The following is a 17,772-nucleotide window of genomic DNA, read 5'->3' on the forward strand; positions in this document are numbered from 1 at the left end:
GCCGTCACCAGATTCGGCGACTTGAGCCGACCCGCTCCCCAGCCGGACGCCGATGAGCGCTCGGACGTCCCTGACGGATGACCGCTGCCGTCGACCTGCTGGTTCGAGGGACGATGGTCAACGTCTTCACTGGAAATCTCGAAGAGCGAGCGATCGCCGTCGACGACGGTGAAATCGTCGGCTTCGGGGACCGGCCAGCGAACGCGGAGTACGAGGCCGCGTACGTTGCGCCGGGGCTGATCAACTCCCACATGCACGTCGAGTCGACGATGCTGTCGTTACCCCGGTACGCCGAGGGAGTGCTTCCCCATGGCGTCACCGGCATCGTCGCGGACCCACACGAGATCGGGAACGTCCTGGGCGTCGCTGGCATCCACGCGCTGTTAGCGCAGGCCGAGCGAACGCCGCTGCGGGCGCGCTTCACCGTTCCCTCGAGCGTCCCCGCCTCGGACTTACAGGACGCCGGCGCGACGATCGACGCCGCGGACACGGCGGCGTTGCTCGACGAAGAGCACGTCGTCGGCCTCGCGGAGGTGATGGACGTCGACGGCGTGCTCGCCGGCGACGAGGAGGTCCACGCAAAGATCGCGGCAACCCGGTGTCGCGGGCTGACCGTCGACGGCCACCTCCCGCGGCGCTTCGGTGCCGAGTTACAGGAGCTCTGTCGTTACCTCGATACGGCTCACGAGAGCCGCGTGCTGTCCGAGGCGCGGGAGAAAGCCGAGTGCGGGATGCGCATCCATCTCCGCGAGGGCTCCTCGAGCAAGAACCTCGGCGAACTCATGGCGCTGATCGACGCCGTCGACAGCCGGCGGCTGATGCTCTGTACGGACAACTTCTACATCGACGACCTGGTCGAGCACGCCGGAATCGATGACGCGCTCCGGCGCGTGATCGCCGCCGGCACGGACCCAGTTGAGGCTGTCCAGCTGGCAACGATCAACGTCGCGGAAACCTACGGGCTGGACGTCGGTGCGATCCAGCCGGGGGCACCGGCCGACCTCGTGCTCCTGGACGACCTCGAGACGTGGGCCGTCGATCGCGTCGTCGTCGACGGCGTCGTCGACCCCCTCGTGGCCGTCGACGAGCCGCCGGCGTTCGAACTTGATCACAACACGGTGTCGTGTCCGCCGCTGTCGGCGGTCGACTTCGTCCACCCCGACCTCGCTGATGGCGAGCGGACGCTCCGGGTAATCGACCACACCGGCGAGGTGACGACCGAGCGGATCGAGCGGCTCGCGGTCTGCGACGGGCTTCCACGCGAGGCGACCGAGGCGGACGTCCTGCCGCTAGCCGTAATCGAACGCCACAGCGAGGACGACTCCATCGGAACCGGTTTCGTCCACGGATTCGGGATCGACCGCGGGGCGATGGCGAGCACGGTCGCCCACGACGCACACAACCTCGTCGTCGTCGGCACCGACTACCTAAAACAGCGAGAGAGTCCCGCCGTTTACGCCGGGCGTCAATCGCGTCACTCGACGACGCGAACCACCGGTTACTCTCCGGTCGGAGTCTCAAGGTCGTCGGCGGCGTGGATCAACATCCCACGCCACGTCAGGCCGTGTTCGTTCTTCACACGTTTGATGCGCTCGTACTGTTCGTCGTCAGGAACTTCGATGTTAACGTGGTTCGACACACCATCTACGAGAATCCGTAGGTCTATGTTAGTTCCGCTCGTATACAGAAGTAGCGATGAAGCGCACCAACGAGTTCGAAGTAATCCCCCAGTCCGACGAGGACGAGGAGTTGCTTCGACGTCTGTTGGACGCTTCAGCCGCACTCTGGAACGAAATAAATTACCAGCGTCGAACCAACTTCGACGACCCGGACGGCGACGTCTGGGAGATCGACGAGTACCGCGGCCGGTACGGCGGTACGCTCGGCGCTTCGACCGTTCAGCAGATCGAACGTAAGAACCGCGAAGCGTGGGGTTCGTTCTTCGCGCTCCGAGAGAAGGGCGAAGCCAACGGTAAACCCGGATTCTGGGGCAACCAAGACGAGGGTCGAGACCTTCGGACGTACATCCGAAACACGTCGTACTCGGTCGAGTGGGGCGAATACTCACGCCTCGAGATTCTTGTCGGTCAAGACCTGAAAGAGGAGTACGGTCTTGGAGACCAAGAACGACTCCGTCTCGAAGTTCGGGGCGATCCGAACTGGAAAGAGTACGACAAACAGGGCCGGTTGGAACTGCATTACGACGATGTGAGCGAGACGTTCAGGGCCTTTCAGCCAGTCACAATCGACAATTCTCGACTGGCACACCCACTGGCGGACGAAACTGCCGCTCTGGACATCGGCGCAAACAATATCGTCGCCTGTACGACCACGACCGGCGAGCAGTACCTGTACGAAGGCCGCGACCTGTTCGAACGGTTCCGCGACACCACGCAACGAATCGCCGAACTCCAGTCCAAACTCGAGGACGGTCGGTACAGCTCGAAGCGAATCGACTCGCTGTACCGACGACGGACGCGACGGCGCAACCACGCGATGGACGCGCTCTGTCGGGACTTGATCGAACGACTGCACGACGAGGGCGTTTCAACGGTGTACGTCGGCGACCTCACGGACGTACTCGAGACGCACTGGTCAGTTCGGACAAACACCAAGCTGCACAATTTCTGGGCGTTCCGGCGGTTCGTCGGACGGTTCGCCGATACCGCCGAGGAGTACGGCATCACTGTCGAAGTACGAACGGAAGCGTGGACCTCGCAGACGTGTCCGAACTGCGGTTCAACCGAGGACACGACCCGGCACCAAGACACGCTGACGTGCTCGTGCGGCTTCGAGGGTCACGCGGATCTGGTCGCGAGCGCGACGTTCCTGAGACGGCACGAAACAGTAGCACGGCCGATGGCACGGCCCGTGTGCCTTAAGTGGGACAGTCACGACTGGCTGGAGTCACCACGCTCTCTCCGTCCCAACGAGGAGCACACGAACCCGCAAGTTGCCTCCGTGGACTCGGCGTAGCCGAGACTCCCAGCGCGAGGAAACCCCGGCGTTCACGCCGGGGAGGATGTCATGAAGCGATGGCGATGGCCGCGAACCATCTCCGAGACGTCGGTGGTGGGCTCGCGGTCTACGATCCGGCAGACGGGATCACCGCGCTCCCGTTGCCGATTGCCGGCCTCCTGTCGGATCGGCCGCTCGAGACGGTCGCCGAGCGCTTCGAGGAAGTGCAGGCGGCGGCCCGTACAATTGGAACGACGCTCCAGGGAGGAATCATGGAACTCGATAACCTCTCGCTCGAGGTCGTCCCCGAACTCCGACTCACGAACAACGGGCTGGTCGACGTCGCGTCGATGTCGTTCGTCGACGTCGTTCTCGGGTGAGAGGGTCCCGTAAGTGACGTCCCCGACTAGACGTGCAGGACTGGCGCCTCGAGGCCGGACAGTGGCCCCGTCTGTCGGTCGAACAGACGCGCTCAGAACTGGCCGAGAACCTCCGTTTCCATCGTCTCGATGAACGTCTCCTGATCCGGACTCGAGGAGAGGAGTTCGACCTCGTCGAAGCCGGCCTCCTCGAGGGTGGCGAGCTTCTCCCGGATGTCGGCGGGGTCGTCGGTGACGAAGAACTCGTCGGTCATCTCCTCGATCGATATCTCGCGGCCGGCCGCTTCGATTTCTCGCGGATCGTGGATCTCCTCGTCGAATCCGATCGCGGGTGGGCCCCGCCAGAATCCGGTGCTCTCGAGCGCGCGGTCGTAGTCAGGATCATAGGAGATCAACAGCTGTCTGGTTAGGGTGATCTCGTCCGGATCGCGGTCGGCCTCTGTGGCCCCGTCCTCGAGGGCCGGCTCGAGAACGCGCTGATAGAAGTCGGCGTCCCGGAGGGTGAGGAATCCGTCAGCGTACCGACCGGCGACCGTCGTCGTCTTGGGGCCGTTGCCGGCGATGAACAGCGGGACGCGCTCCTCCGGCAGCGTGTAATGTTTCACCTCGTTGACGCTCCAGTAGTGGCCGTCGTAGTCGGTGAACCCGCCGTCCCAGAGGCGGTCGATGATCTCGCAGGCGTCAATCAACCGCTTGCGCCGCTCCGGGTACGGCGGCCACTCGAAGTCGAGCGGGACCTCGTTCATCGCCTCGCCGGTGCCGAGCGCGAGGTGGACGCGACCCGGGTACATCGCGCCGAGCGTAGCGAACGCCTGTGCGATCATTCCGGGGTGGTTACGGCCGATCGGCGGGGTGACACCGGTGCCAATCCGGACCGACTCGGTTCGGTCCAGCGCCGCCCCCATCCACGGCCACGCGGCGCCGCAGTGGGCGTCCGTGTCCCACCACGGGTGGACGTGATCGCTCGTCCAGACGGTGTCGAAGCCGGACGCTTCGGCCCGCTCGACGTGCGCCAGCAGTTCCGTCGGACTGTACTGTTCGTGCGCAGCGAAGTAACCGACGTCCATGGCTATCATGTGTTCGATGGCGGTAATAACTGTACTGATGCCACGTTACGTGGCCGGCCCTCACTCGATCGTCGCGGCACGCGCCGGTGCGAGCGAGGTGGCCGTCGCGACCAGCAGCAGGGAGACCGCACACAGCGCGGCGAACGCGGGCGCGTATTCGCCGGTGACGTCGCGTAGCCCGCCGATGAGGAACAGACCGACCGCCGCGATCATGTACCCGAATCCCATCGCCATCGTCGCGAGGCGGTCGGTCGCCCGTCCGTCGGTCGCGAAGTTGACCGGGAGCGTGAGCGCGAGGCGGGTTCGCGCAGCCGATGTGCCTCCCGGCCGACGGACTCCGGGAACCAAAAGAAAATAGCGGCTGAACGATATAACCGGACGTATGGCGAGTAACTTCATCGACGGCGACTGGATAGAGTCGACCACCGGCGAGACGTTCGAGGTGTACAACCCGGCAAACACCGACGAAGTCGTCGGGGAGTACCCGCAGTCGTCCGCCAAAGAGGCCGCCGACGCTGTCGACGCGGCCGCAGCGGCCAGCGACGAGTGGGCGGCCACACCGGGCCCGGAGCGCGGCGCGATCCTCACCGGCGCCGCCAGGCGCCTCGAGGATCGACGCGACGAACTCGTTGAAACGCTCACCCGAGAGGAGGGGAAGACTCACGCCGAGGCCGAACCGGAGGTCGGTCGGGCGATCGACATCTTCTACTACTACGGCCAGAAGGCCAAAGACTTCGGCGGGACCGTCAAACAGCCGAGCAGCCCGGACATGAACCTCTCGACGCGAAAAGAGCCGCTCGGCGTCGCCGCCCTCATCACGCCGTGGAACTACCCGATCGCCATCCCCGCCTGGAAGCTCGCGCCCGCCCTCGCGACGGGGAACGCGGTCGTCTTGAAACCCGCCTCCCTCGCGCCGGCGATGGCCGTGAACATCGTCGAGTGTCTCTCGGAAGCCAGTCTCCCGGACGGCGTTGTCAACCTCGTGACCGGTCCGGGCAGTGAGGTCGGCGAAACGTTCACCACTCACGAGGACGTCGACGCCGTCTCGTTCACCGGCAGCACTGCCGTCGGCCGGCACGTCTACGAGACCGCCGCCGAGAACCAGAAGCGCACCCAGACGGAAATGGGCGGCAAGAACCCAACGATTGTCTCGGAGAGCGCGGACGTCGACCAGGCGGTCGAGATCATCGGCGCCGGCGGGTTCGGGGTCACGGGCCAGGCGTGTACGGCCTGTTCGCGGGCGATTGTCCACGAATCGGTCTTGGACGAGGTCGTCGAGGGTCTCGTTGACTATGCGGAGTCGACGGAGGTCGGCCCCGGCGCCGAGGGGTACGACATGGGTCCGCAGGTCAGCGAGGACGAACTCGAGAGCACCCTCGAGTACATCGACGTCGCCCAGGAGGAGGGGGCGACCCTCGCCGCGGGCGGCGAACAGCTCATGGGCGGGCGGTTCGAAAACGGCCACTACGTCGAGCCGACGGTGTTTACGGACGTCGACCCGGAGATGCGGATCGCTCAGGAGGAGGTGTTCGGACCTGTTGTGAGCGTCATCTCCGTCGAGAGCTTCGAGGAGGCGATGACGGTCGCAAACGGCGTCGAGTACGGGCTGTCTGCGAGTATCGTCACTGACGACCTCGCCGAGGCCAACCGGTTCGTCGACGAGATCGAGGCGGGCGTCGCGAAGGTCAACCAGAAGACGACCGGACTCGAACTCCACGTCCCCTTCGGCGGCGTCAAGCAGTCCTCGAGTAACACCTACCGCGAGCAGGGCGAGGCCGGTTTGGAGTTCTTTACCACCACCAAAACCGTCTACAAGAACTACTGATCCGGCACGCGCCGGCCGGCGATCGACTCACCTCCGGCCACCTGCCGCTGCGAGGACGAACAGTTTTATACATATTATCTCTACACTAGAGAAATGACGCAGGCCTTACACCTCGACGTCGATCCGGGAAGTGATGACGCAGTCATGATCGCATTGGCTCTCGCCTTACCGGCTATCGAGATGACTGGGATAAGTACGGTCGCCGGTAACTCCACGATAGAGAACACGACTCGCAACGCGTGTCGGATTCTCGAGTTGTTCGATCGGACCGACGTGCCCGTCGCCCGCGGCTGCGGCGAGCCGATGGTCGGATCGTTCGAGACGGCGGAGTGGGTTCACGGGCCAAACGGCATCCGGGGCGATCTCCCCGACCCCTCAACCGGGCCAATCAATCGCCATGGCGCCGAGTTCATCGTCGACCAGGCGCGCGAGTACGGCGACGAGCTCTCCATCGTCGCGGTCGGGCCGATGACCAACCTCGCGACGGCGCTCGCTCTCGAGCCGTCGCTCCCCGACATGGTCGCCAACATCTACCTCATGGGCGGGGCGGCGATGACGACCGGTAACGTGACGCCGATGGCCGAGGCCAACTTCCGGAACGACGCCGTGGCTGCCCGCCGCGTCGTCCGGGGGACGCGACCGAAGATGGTCGGTCTCGATGCGACCCACGACGCGACGGTTCCGCTCTCACGCATCGACGAATACAAGCGCGCGACGCAACCCTTGAAGACGGTCGGCGCGTGGCTTGAGTATCCCGAGGAGGTTCGGAAATTCGGTGGCGGTGAGGAGCCGGCGGTCCACGACGCGGCCGTCGTCGCCCACCTTATCGACGACTCGGTCCTTGAGTTCGAACCCTACCACCTCGACGTGGACACGACGATGGGACCATCTCGCGGCGCAGTCGTCTGCGATCGGTGGGCGGTCACCGGCAACGAACCGAACGCGGACGTCGCCGTCGCCGCGGACACCGAGCGGTTCCGGTCGGTGCTCGTCGAGACGTTTGAACGCCTCTGAGCGCGACGCGTTGCCGCGCTCGAGGGCGGTTTTGTCCACCGACTCCCGCCAACCAAATTTATTAATAACACGTTCGCCAATCATTCAATACGCATGGTTCATTCCACCTGGGGTACGTGGTTTGTCCAGGACGAAGTGGAGGCCGCGACGGTCGACGGTTTCTCGATCTGGTATCTCGGCTGCAACGGGTTCGTGCTGCGGACGGCTGAAACGACCGTCTACATCGACCCGTACTTCGCCGATGGCGACCCGCCGAACATCGTGCGGATGATTCCAGTTCCGATGGATCCCGTGGACGCACGCGAGTGCGACGCTGTCCTGGTCACGCACGAGCATATCGATCACATGCACCCGCCATCGTTCGAACCCCTAGTAACCGACCTCGGCGCCGACGTATACGCGCCCCGGGCGGCGTACGAACAGCCGGATTACGACGGTCCGGTCGATGTCCCGAAGGATTCGGCTCGAACGATAACCGACGGCGAGACGTTCACCGTCGGCGACCTCACCGTCCACGTCCGAGGGGCGAACGACCCCGACGCGATCGAGCCGGTGACGTTCGTCGTCGAACACGATGCCGGCACGTTCTTTCATGGCGGGGACAGTCGCCCGGCCGAGTCGTTCGCCGAGATCGGCGACTCGTTCGACATCGACCTCGGCGTGCTCGCGCTAGGGTCGGTGGGGAACATCTACGATCCTGACGACGACGAAATGCGCCTGACGGAGTGGTACATGAACGAGAACCAGGTGATCGAGGCCGCGAACGCGCTGCAGTTGACGCGCCTCTTTCCCTCCCACTGGGATATGTGGCGCGGCGTCGGCACCGACCCGAAAGTGCTCCACGAACACGCGGCGTCGTACGAGTACCCGCGAACGATAGACTGCGGGAAGATTGGCGACAGACTCGACGTCGCTCGCCCCGGAATCGTCCCCGCGGGGCAACTCCGCTCGAGCCGCCGGTAATCCACCCACAAACCGATGAAATATTACCGCTACTTCACGTCAGAGAGGGAGCACGGTCCCACACAACCACACCTCGTCGCCGTCGACGGCTCCGACGCGTACGATCTGACCGCGGCCAGCGAAGCCCTCCGATCGTTCGACGATCTCGCGAAAGGCGCGGCGATCTCGATGAGGTCGATCGACGACGTCGCCGCAGGCTATCTCGAGGATGCGACACCGATCGACTCGGACGACCTCGGCGAGCGGGCGGCAGTGCCAGTCGTCGCCGAAGGTGTGTGGGCCGCCGGCGTCACCTACGAGATCAGCGAGGAGGCCCGCGAATCCGAGAGCACGCTGCCTGAGGTCTACCAGCAGGTGTACCAAGACGAGCGCCCCGAACTCTTCTTCAAAGCGACGCCGAGTCGGACCGTCGGACCCAACGAAGCGGTCGGGATCCGCGGCGACTCGACCTGGGACGTTCCCGAACCCGAACTCGGTATCGTCCTGTACGACGACGAGGTCGTCGGTTACACTGTCGGGAATGACATGAGCAGCCGAGATATCGAGGGAAAGAATCCCCTGTACCTGCCGCAGGCGAAGGTGTACGACCGCTGTTGTGCGCTCGGCCCATGTATCAGTTCGCCAGGGACGGTCGCGGACCCGCACGATCTGAGACTCGCCATGACCATCGAACGCGACGGGGAGGTCTGTTATGACGAGGAGACGTCGACCAGCAAACTCGTCCGCACCGTCGACGAACTCGTCTCCTATCACACGCGACACGACGCGACGCCGCGTATGGGCGTCTTGCTGACCGGGACCTCACTGGTTCCCGAGGATGAGTTTACTCTCCAGGAGGGTGACGTGGTTTCGATCGAGATTGAATCGATCGGCACGCTCAGGAACCCGGTCACGACCGTGTGAGTTTCGGTGTCCTCGGCCAAGTCGCCGACGACACTCCCTTGACGCGCGGCTACGCTCTGCCGGCCGGAACGATCACCCCTCGTCGCCCGTTCACAGATAGAAAACGCGGCAAACAACGGTGTAGACTCCAATTCGACGGGTGAGTGCACTGCTAATTCCAGATTGAATCGGCGGTGAAATTCTGATATAGGGAACAATATTAAATAGCATACCTTCGTCGGTATCGTCCAATGCCAGAGGATGCCAAACACCCGGTCAAAACCGTCCGGAAGGCGTTCGAGATCGTCGATTACCTGAAGAGCAACGACAGCGCTCGCCTGTCGGAGTTGACGACGGAGTTCGAGATGAGCAAGAGCGCGATTCACAACCACCTCAGCACGCTCGTCGAGGCCGGCTATGTCAAAAAACACGACGGCGAGTACCGGCTGAGTCTCCGATTCCTCGACGTCGGCGGCTACCTGCGAAAGCAGATGGAGCTGTATCAAGTGGCGAAGCCCGAAACCGACGCACTGGCGGAACAGACGGGCGAACTCGCCAATCTCATGACCGAAGAGTTCGGCCAGGGCGTCTACCTCTACCGCGCCAAAGGCGACCTCGCTGTCGACCTCGATACGTACGTCGGACGCCGCTGTTACCTGCACAATACGGCGCTAGGGAAGGCCATCCTGGCGTACCTGCCCGCATCCAGAGTCGACGAGATTGTCGACACCCACGGACTGCCTGCCGAGACGGACCACAGCATCACGTCCCGGTCGGAACTCGATGAGGAACTCGAGGTAGTGCACGAGCGCGGCTTCGCCCTGGACAACGAGGAACGGCTCGAGGGGCTTCGATGTATCGCCGCTCCCATCCGCGATGAGTCAGGGGCCGTTCTCGGGGCGATCAGCGTGTCAGGCCCGACGACGCGCATGAACGCCCAACGGTTCGAAGACGAGATTCCGGACCTGGTCTGTAGCGCCGCGAACGTCATTGAGCTGAACGTGAAGTACTGATCGACACCGAGTCGTGTCCGACACCCTGGCACCGTCGTTCTCTAAAACTGAACAAATCGTCGGTCAATAAGCGGTGACTGGTATGATGGCAGGTAACAGATCATATATTGGTCGAGTTTTTACAATCATACGTTTGTAACTCTTAACGAACTTTCCTGTATGTCTTGCATCGGTCTGGAGTTTTCTCACTGAAATGTTCTGAAATAGAGAACGTATTTCAGGTAGGCGACCTCGCGACGGACGAGCGAATTCGGTGATCGACGAGGGCGGGACTGCCACTATTGAGGAACTGATAGACCCCTCGCTGGAAAGCGGTGTGAACCTGCAGGCCTGTCAGATGACAATCGAACTATTGGACTACGACGAGGACGACTTACACGACGATGTGAAGACGGGCGCTGACGCCGCGACGGCGCTCTGACACATGGCCAAGTCCGACGTCCAGCTCCTCATCTAGTCCACGACCGGGGCCACGCGCTCGGAACACGGACCGAACCAGCCCGTTCGGTTCCGATCGCCGTTCGAACCGGTGGTCCGTCCGGTTCGTTATTGCCTCCGCATTCGTGATTTGGGTGGCGAGTAGCTCTGAGTCCGTCTCTCGGTGATCGTCGAATCGATCCTTTTAAACAGTCTTATATCTGATAGTAATCCAGTACTATATTCCAAAGTAGATTTTTTACTGCGGCTCGATCCCTGTGCGCTTGCTACCGGGACCGGAATCCGTGTTCGCGGTGTAGAGCGCTGAGCGGCCGCGCTGATTCGACGACCAACGCGTGATCCCTTCTGTCCGGTATTCTTCGAAAGTAGCCGGGAGATTCGATTTTCACCATCGATTCCTCTGCTAATACCTGATATACAAAATCTGGTAGCCATCGTTCGAGTAAGCGAAATGTGATTCGATCGACCTCGTCTGTTAACTATAAGTCGACGTTCCGAATCCGATTTAAGCTCAGGATCTCGGCCGTTCGGTACCGTACTATCTAAAATAGTATAATATAAAATATTGGTGAAATGGCGGTGTCGGGTTTCGACTCCCGACTCACGTGGCGGCCTGCGCTTCACACGATCCCCCCGTACCGCCGGGCTAGCCGCGTGAGCGGTCGGCGTGGATTAGTCGAAAGCCAATTGTGTCATACGTAGTCCCGCTTGAAATCGCCGATCAGTGCTAAAGTCCGTCCGGATGCCGGCTGCGTTAGCATGTGTCGCTACCGCTCTCGTTCACGAGCAACTCGAGCGATCTTTCGACTTGTCGGATAGCCGGCGGCTCAAGGCTGCTCTCGCCGTCGTCAAAGGGCCTGCGCTTTAGCCGCTGTCGCCGATGATGGATCAGCTCGCTTTCGTCGGAGAGGAACGTATTTACGATCGTATGGATGTATACAGATAAGAGTATGACTGGCGGTCCGCATCCCAACTCGTTTGCAGATCCGCTCTTGGCCATTTATTACCGGATTATTGTAAATTTTCAAGAGATGCGTTTCTCTCAACGTTTACTTCCGTATGGTTGTAAACGTATTAGGTACGTGCCCATTATACGACCACTATTCCGAGGCCGACAGAACGAGGGGTAATTCGAAACTGAATCGAGAGTTAACCGTCCGAAGCCCAACGGATGGTGTTCTATATCGTCGGACAAATCACAGATACTGAATGTTGAGTTCGATCACGTTGGCGACGCCGAGAATCTGCTCTGGGAGTTCCTCGCGGAAGTATGTTCCTTGCATGCGGTGCATGGGTCCGGCCACGCTGATCGAGCCGATGACTCGATCCGTCCCGTCGAATACCGGCGCTGCCACGCTCCTGAGCCCGTTTAATCGTTCCTCGTCGTCGAACGCGATCTGTCGGTCGCAGATCTCTGCGAGCTGGTCACGGAGGACCTCCCGATCCGTGATCGTGTTCTCGGTGATTGCGTGCAGCCCGTGCTGATCGATGATTTCGTCGCGACGGTCATCAGGGAGATACGCCAGAATGACCTTGCCGAGCGCCGTACAGTGGAGCGGGACGCGGTCACCGATACCGGTATCGATGTGGGCGGCTTCCGATCCGCCGTCTCGAAAAATAAACACGCCCTCGCCGTGTTCTTCGACCATCAGTCCGGCGAGCTCGTCGGTCTTTTCGGCCAGTTTCTTGACTTCGGGGCGAGCGACCTGGTACAGCGCGTGCTGTCCCCTCGCGCGTTCGCCGATCTGGAGGAACTTCAATCCCGGACGATATTCGCCGTCCTCGCCGACTACGTATCCCGCTCGCTCTAACGTCATCAGGTGGTGGTGCACGGTACTCTTCGGTAGTTCGACGTGTGCGGCCAGCTCTGTGACGCCCACTTCTTCGAGTTCGCTCACCGCTTCGACGATTCTGAACGTTCGAGTGGTCGCTTGTATTCCGCCCGTGCGATTCTCTGCCATGCCGCAATAATTGCCATCCGTCCACATAGTTGTTCCGTATCGTAGGACGCAGCTCTCGTATGACGACAGTTCGTCTGATCTCGACCCTGTCATCAGGTTATCCCTTCGGAATCGGTCGTAGCAGAGACATTTTTGAAGGCTACCGCTCACATAAGCGCCCGTACCCGTTGGTCTCGTTTCGAAGGACCGTCCCACATCACTGGACAGTAGTATCATTAGATAATACATTAACTGCTCGAGGAACTGTATCCGAATATGGAAAACGGGAACGTATATCCGTAGGGAAGCTCCTCCCTCGAGATCATCGAGCGTCTCGGCCGGGGTATTCGATACGATCGAACGTGGGCGGTCGTCGACGCGTATCGGCGCGGGGACCCGATTACGCACGTCACGGCGATCGACGAGACGGCGTCGCTCCCGGTCGGTGTCCGTACAATTATCGCATCGGACGGACGGCGATTCGATCCGACCAGCTCTGCCCGCTGTCGTACTTGTCGTTAGTGATCGTTTCGTCGAGCAGGTCCGCGACGACGGGACGGACGCGGTCGGCCTCGTAGCCGACGATCCCGATCGCGCGGTCGAGCGGTGACTTCGTGAGCGTATACGCGGCGTGGCGGACAATCGGCTCGCCCTCGAATCGGGCCAGCAGCTTGTTTCCGTCGTCGAACCGCAAGCCGGTACCGGCGGCCAGCAGGACGCCCACGATGCTGCTCATGGCTCACTCGAGCGAGACGCCTTCGGGGCCGCGTGGCAGGTAGTTTCGGCCTCCGGGCTCGGCGAGCAGTTCGCCGTTCTCGACGACGACCTCGCCGTCGACGATCGTGTGGGTCGGGAGACCGGTCAGTTCCTCGCCGTGGAAGGTGGAGTAGCGCGGTTCCATCGTGTGATAGAAGTCGTCGTCTACGACGGCGCTCTTCTCGAGGTCAACCATGACCATGTCGGCGTCGGAGCCCTCGGCGATCGCCCCCTTGCGTGGGTACAATCCCCAGCGCTTGGCATTGTTCGTCGAACAGACCTCGACGAGTCGCTCCATGCTGATGCGGTTCTTGTTGACGCCCTCGCTCATCATCACGGGGAGGAAGTACTCGATGCCGTTGTTGTCGCCGGGAATTGCCTCCCAGATGTCGCCGTGTTTGCCCTCCTCTTTCTCCTTGAACTCGAGTTTATGTGGGCAGTGGTCCGTACCGACGTAGTCGACGACGCCGTTTCGGATTCCCTCCCAGAGGCGCTTCTTGCTCTCCTGGCCGCGAAGCGGCGGCGAGATCTTGCCCCAGACGCCGAGGTCGTCCTGCTCGTAGGTGTGGGAAAGGAACGCCGGCAGCGTCTCCGCGTGGAGGTTGACGCCCTGCTCCTGGTAGCGCTTACAGATGTCGACGCCCTCGGCCGTGCTCATGTGAACGATGTAGGCCCGGGAATCGGTGTACTCGGTAAGCTGGCCGATCTGTTCGATCTGCATCGATTCGCAGATGTTGGGCGCCGACTCGCTCCAGGCCTTAAGGTCGTTGCGACCCTCTTCCTGAAGTTCCTTCCGCCGCTCGATCGCGAGGTCCTCGTTCTCGGCGTGGAACATCACGACGCCGTTGGGGATCTCCGACACCTTGTCGAGTACCTTGTAGACGCCACCAGCGTCGGAGTGGTCGATCCCGAGCTCGGGCGAGGCGTTCTTGTACCAGTTGAAGAAGATCTTGTACGAGCGGATCCCCTCCTCGGCGAGCTCTTCGATCTCCTGGACGTGGTGGTCCTGATGGACGATCGCGTGGTAGGCGAAGTCGATATAGGAGTTCTCCTCGCCCGTGCGTTTGAAGAACTTCATGTCGGGCAGGTACGGTTCCTTCTGGAGGAGGAAGTTGACGACCGTCGTGACGCCGCCGTGAATCGCGCCCCGCGTCTCGGTCTCGAAGTCGTGCTCGAGTCCTTCGTGGTACTCGTACTCGTACCGGGAGAGCCCCCAGTGAACGTGGGGGTCGATGAACCCAGGAATCAGGTAGTTGCCCGCGGCGTCGATCTCTCGGTCGGCCTCGGGGAGGTTCGATTCGGTACCGACGCCGACGATGACGCCGTCGTTCGCTGCCACTCCGCCATTGATCGTCCCGTCCGGAGTGACGACTCGCGCGTTGGTCACTCGGAGGTCTACGGTCGATTCGACCATACAATGTCCACTCACCCCAACGTACTTGAGTGTAATTGTTCGAATGGTCGAGGGACCGTGGCGCAGCACAACGTTTATGCGGCGGTCGACAGTATACCAAATATCATGAGTACAGATACCACCGGTGACACTACCAAACGGCCGACCGAGGAGATCACCGTGATCGTCAACGGCGAACCGGTGACGGCGGAGGTCGAACCGCGACTGAAACTCTCAGACTTCCTCCGGAACGAGTGCGGACTGCGCGGTGTCCGCGTCGGCTGTGAACACGGCGTCTGCGGCGCGTGTACCGTCCAGCAGGACGGTTGGACGACGAAGAGCTGTCTCGCCTATGCAGTCCAGGCCGACGGCGCGGAAATCGAGACCGTTGAGGGACTGGCCGACGACGAGACGGAGTCGTTACACCCCATTCAGGAGGCGTTCCACGAGAGCCACGCCCTCCAGTGTGGCTTCTGCACCAGCGGGTTCGTCATGGCCACGAAGGAACTGCTCAAAGAGAATCCTGATCCGACGCGCGAGGAGATCGAGGAGGGGCTGGCGGACAACATCTGTCGCTGCACAGGTTACCAGAACATCTACGAGGCGGTCGAACGGGCCGCTGACGCCGTGGAGGAATGATCATGTCGACGTCACACCCCACCGAGGCAGAGACCGACGCCGAACCGGAGTCCGGCGGCGAGTCGTTCACCGGACAGGGCCTCCCGCGAGTCGAGGACCATCGCATTCTGACGGGCGAGGCCGAGTACATCCACGATATCACGCCGGAGAACTGCCTGCACATGGCACTGGTCCGCAGCATGCACGCACACGCGGAGATCGCCGCCATCGACACCGCGGAGGCGGAGGCCCACCCCGACTGCGAACTCGTGCTCACCGCCGACGACATCAAAGCCGAGTACAATCCGATGCCGACGGGGGTCGGACGCGTCGCGACGGGAGAGGGCGGCGATCCCGTCGAACTGCCCGAGTGGTCGCTGGCCGACGAGAAGGCCCGGTTCGTCGGCGAACCGGTCGCCGCCGTCGTCGCCACCGACAGGTACGTCGCGGAGGACGTCGCCGACTTGATCGACGTCGAGTACGAGACCATGGACGCGGTCGCCGACGGGATGGATGCCCGCGACGACGACGTCGTCGTCCACGAGTCCGTAGGGACGAACGTCGTCGACAACGAACACCTCGAGTTCGGCGATCCCGATGCGGCCTTCGCGGACGCCGACCGCGTCGTCGAAGGGGAGTACACGTGGGGGCGCATTTCTGGGGTCCCGCTCGAGACGGCCGGCGCCGTCGCCCGCTACGACGACGAAACCGACTCGTTCGACATCGACTGCAACATCCAGTTGCACACCCTCGTCGACGACATGATCTACGAGACGCTCGGCTACGCGGCCGACGATGTACGGGTGAACGTCCCCGCCGACGTCGGCGGCAGCTATGGGACGAAAATCGGGATTCACCGCTACTGCTGTCTGACCGCGATGGCGAGCCAGCAACTCGAGCGGCCGGTGAAGTTCGAGGAGGACCGAATCGAGAACCTCCAGGGCGGCGACATGCACTCCTCGGACCGCACGTACGAGGTCCGGATGGCCGTCGACGACGACGGCACAATGCGAGGCCTCGACGTCTGGTTCGTCGACGACTTCGGCGCGTACCCGCGGTACCCGATCAATCAGGTGCTCAAGCCGCTGTCGGTGCTGACGAACTCCTACGAAATCGCCGACGTCAGTTACGAGTACGACCTCGTGCTAACGAACAAGACGTCCCAGACCGCCTACCGCGGGTTCGGCGTCGACCCCCACATCTACGCCCTCGAGATGATCGTCGACAAGGCCGCCCGCGAACTCGACATGGATCCGAGCGAATTCCGGCGTCGAAACCTGATCACGCCCAACCAGATGCCCTACCGGCTCCCGTCACACAACCTCTACGACTCGGGCGACTACCCTGCGACGCTCGACCGAATCGAGGAGATCATCGACGACGAGCGCGACGGCGGCATGCTGGACCCCGAAGTCGTCGCCGAGAAGCGCGAGGAGGGGAAGTACCGCGGCGTCCAGCCAAGCGTCATCATCGAACCCGGGGCGAGCGGCTCCGACTGGACCGACCGCCAGCGGACCGACAAGGACGACCTCGAGGAGCGCTCGCGCGACGAGGTCGACGAACTGCCCGAACACCTTCGCGCCGAAATCCGCGAGGACGGGTCGGTTCGCGCGTACCTCGCGACCGACTCCTCCGGACAGGGCCACCAGACGCTGGTCTCCCAGCTGCTCGCGGACGAACTCGGCGTCCTGCCCAGCGACATCGAGGTCGACTACCTCGACAGCGTCGACGCGCCAACCGAGTACGGGAGCGCGGCCTCTCGCATGGCCGTGATGCTGTCGGGGGCGACCGTCGGCGTCACAGAGCGGCTCGTCGCCAACCTCGAGGCGCTCGCGGCCGATCACTGGGACGTCTCGACCGACGACGTCTCTTATCAGGACGGCACAGTCGATCGGCTCGGCACCAACGACTCGCTCTCGCTGGCCGAGCTCGCCGAACTCGACGCGGCGGTGAATGACGCCGGCGACCGGCGGACCCGCGTAAGATACAACTACGACCACCCCGCGACGAACCTCGAGGAGTTCGACGAGGCGCTGACGCGGAAGTATCCGGTCTACCCGACCGCCGCGTTCGGCGCGAACGCCCCCATCGTCGAGGTCGACGCGGAGACCGGCGAAGTCGAGATCCTCAAGTTCTACACCGTCCGCGACTGCGGGACGATGCTCAACCCGATGATCGTCGAGGGACAGGCCCACGGCGGGATCGCCCAAGGGATAGGTGCTGCGCTGCTCGAGGAGTTCGGCTACGAGGACGACGGCCAGCCTCAGGCGATCACACTGTTCGATTACCTGTTGCCGTCGATCGAGGAGATGCCGGTGATCGAGATGGAACACACCGAGACGCCGTCGCCGTTCACCGAGACGGGCGCGAAGGGCGTCGGCGAGGGTGGGATGATCGACGCCCCCGCGAGCATCGCCACGTCGATCAACGCGGCTCTCGAGCCGCTCTCGGCCGACGAACCCGCCGACCGGATCCCGGTCGCACCGGACCACCTCCGGAAGAAGCTGCGGGAGCGCGACAAGTAA

General features: G+C 62.6%; 14 protein-coding genes and 2 pseudogenes. 11 read left to right on the forward strand and 5 right to left on the reverse strand.

Annotated elements, in window-relative coordinates:
• Window positions 1–113: 113 nt before the first annotated feature.
• The 3 genes and pseudogenes from NJU76_RS25005 to NJU76_RS25015 all read left to right on the forward strand — a co-directional run.
• Window positions 114–1,412: pseudogene (locus NJU76_RS25005) on the forward strand (amidohydrolase family protein); the annotation flags it as partial.
• Window positions 1,413–1,695: 283 nt separating this feature from the next.
• Entirely contained in the window at window positions 1,696–2,976 is a 1,281-nt protein-coding gene (locus NJU76_RS25010; RefSeq protein ID WP_254533118.1) for an RNA-guided endonuclease InsQ/TnpB family protein, read from the forward strand.
• Complete coding sequence (locus NJU76_RS25015) at window positions 2,883–3,338, forward strand: adenine deaminase C-terminal domain-containing protein (RefSeq protein WP_340681248.1); 456 nt, start codon at window positions 2,883–2,885, stop codon at window positions 3,336–3,338. The genes NJU76_RS25010 and NJU76_RS25015 overlap by 94 nt, the downstream gene beginning before the upstream one ends.
• Before the next feature lie 92 nt (window positions 3,339–3,430).
• Here the strand turns inward: NJU76_RS25015 and NJU76_RS25020 are convergent, their stop codons facing one another.
• Together NJU76_RS25020 and NJU76_RS25025 are read right to left on the reverse strand one after the other, a co-directional pair.
• Window positions 3,431–4,405: a TIGR03557 family F420-dependent LLM class oxidoreductase gene (locus tag NJU76_RS25020; protein WP_254533120.1), complete on the reverse strand. Its 975-nt coding sequence runs from the start codon at window positions 4,403–4,405 to the stop codon at window positions 3,431–3,433.
• A 60-nt stretch (window positions 4,406–4,465) separates the two neighbouring features.
• Window positions 4,466–4,753, reverse strand: a complete 288-nt coding sequence (locus NJU76_RS25025; RefSeq protein ID WP_254533121.1) for a hypothetical protein — start codon at window positions 4,751–4,753, stop codon at window positions 4,466–4,468.
• Window positions 4,754–4,787: 34 nt separating this feature from the next.
• Between NJU76_RS25025 and xacF the strand changes: the two genes are divergently transcribed.
• From xacF to NJU76_RS25055, 6 genes and pseudogenes are all read left to right on the forward strand, one after another.
• On the forward strand, window positions 4,788–6,230 hold the full coding sequence (gene xacF / locus NJU76_RS25030; protein WP_254533122.1) for a 2,5-dioxovalerate dehydrogenase: 1,443 nt from the start codon (window positions 4,788–4,790) through the stop codon (window positions 6,228–6,230).
• A 93-nt stretch (window positions 6,231–6,323) separates the two neighbouring features.
• Entirely contained in the window at window positions 6,324–7,244 is a 921-nt protein-coding gene (locus NJU76_RS25035) for a nucleoside hydrolase (protein ID WP_254533123.1), read from the forward strand.
• A gap of 93 nt (window positions 7,245–7,337) precedes the next feature.
• A complete protein-coding gene (locus NJU76_RS25040) occupies window positions 7,338–8,207 on the forward strand; it encodes an MBL fold metallo-hydrolase (RefSeq protein ID WP_254533124.1) in 870 nt (289 codons plus the stop codon).
• Window positions 8,208–8,222: 15 nt separating this feature from the next.
• The gene (locus tag NJU76_RS25045; protein WP_254533125.1) at window positions 8,223–9,110 is read left to right on the forward strand and encodes a fumarylacetoacetate hydrolase family protein; all 888 of its coding nucleotides are present in this window, start codon (window positions 8,223–8,225) and stop codon (window positions 9,108–9,110) included.
• Window positions 9,111–9,340: 230 nt separating this feature from the next.
• Window positions 9,341–10,102: an IclR family transcriptional regulator gene (locus NJU76_RS25050; protein ID WP_254533126.1), complete on the forward strand. Its 762-nt coding sequence runs from the start codon at window positions 9,341–9,343 to the stop codon at window positions 10,100–10,102.
• 256 nt (window positions 10,103–10,358) lie between these two features.
• Window positions 10,359–10,523: pseudogene (locus NJU76_RS25055) on the forward strand (DsrE/DsrF/DrsH-like family protein); the annotation flags it as partial.
• 1,213 nt (window positions 10,524–11,736) lie between these two features.
• Here NJU76_RS25055 and NJU76_RS25060 read toward each other — a convergent pair.
• From NJU76_RS25060 to NJU76_RS25070, 3 genes are all read right to left on the reverse strand, one after another.
• Window positions 11,737–12,501: an IclR family transcriptional regulator gene (locus NJU76_RS25060; RefSeq protein ID WP_254533127.1), complete on the reverse strand. Its 765-nt coding sequence runs from the start codon at window positions 12,499–12,501 to the stop codon at window positions 11,737–11,739.
• 436 nt (window positions 12,502–12,937) lie between these two features.
• Window positions 12,938–13,216 (reverse strand): NTP transferase domain-containing protein, encoded by a 279-nt coding sequence (locus tag NJU76_RS25065; RefSeq protein WP_254533128.1) that lies wholly within the window; start codon window positions 13,214–13,216, stop codon window positions 12,938–12,940.
• Between the two features lie 3 nt (window positions 13,217–13,219).
• Window positions 13,220–14,650 (reverse strand): dihydroorotase, encoded by a 1,431-nt coding sequence (locus tag NJU76_RS25070; RefSeq protein ID WP_254533129.1) that lies wholly within the window; start codon window positions 14,648–14,650, stop codon window positions 13,220–13,222.
• A gap of 105 nt (window positions 14,651–14,755) precedes the next feature.
• Here NJU76_RS25070 and NJU76_RS25075 point away from each other — a divergent pair, with 105 nt between their 5' ends.
• On the forward strand, window positions 14,756–15,268 hold the full coding sequence (locus NJU76_RS25075; RefSeq protein ID WP_254533130.1) for a (2Fe-2S)-binding protein: 513 nt from the start codon (window positions 14,756–14,758) through the stop codon (window positions 15,266–15,268).
• Between the two features lie 2 nt (window positions 15,269–15,270).
• Window positions 15,271–17,772 (forward strand): xanthine dehydrogenase family protein molybdopterin-binding subunit, encoded by a 2,502-nt coding sequence (locus NJU76_RS25080; RefSeq protein WP_254533131.1) that lies wholly within the window; start codon window positions 15,271–15,273, stop codon window positions 17,770–17,772.

It is taken from the genome of Natrinema gelatinilyticum, from assembly GCF_024266705.1.
Taxonomy (GTDB): domain Archaea; phylum Halobacteriota; class Halobacteria; order Halobacteriales; family Natrialbaceae; genus Natrinema; species Natrinema gelatinilyticum.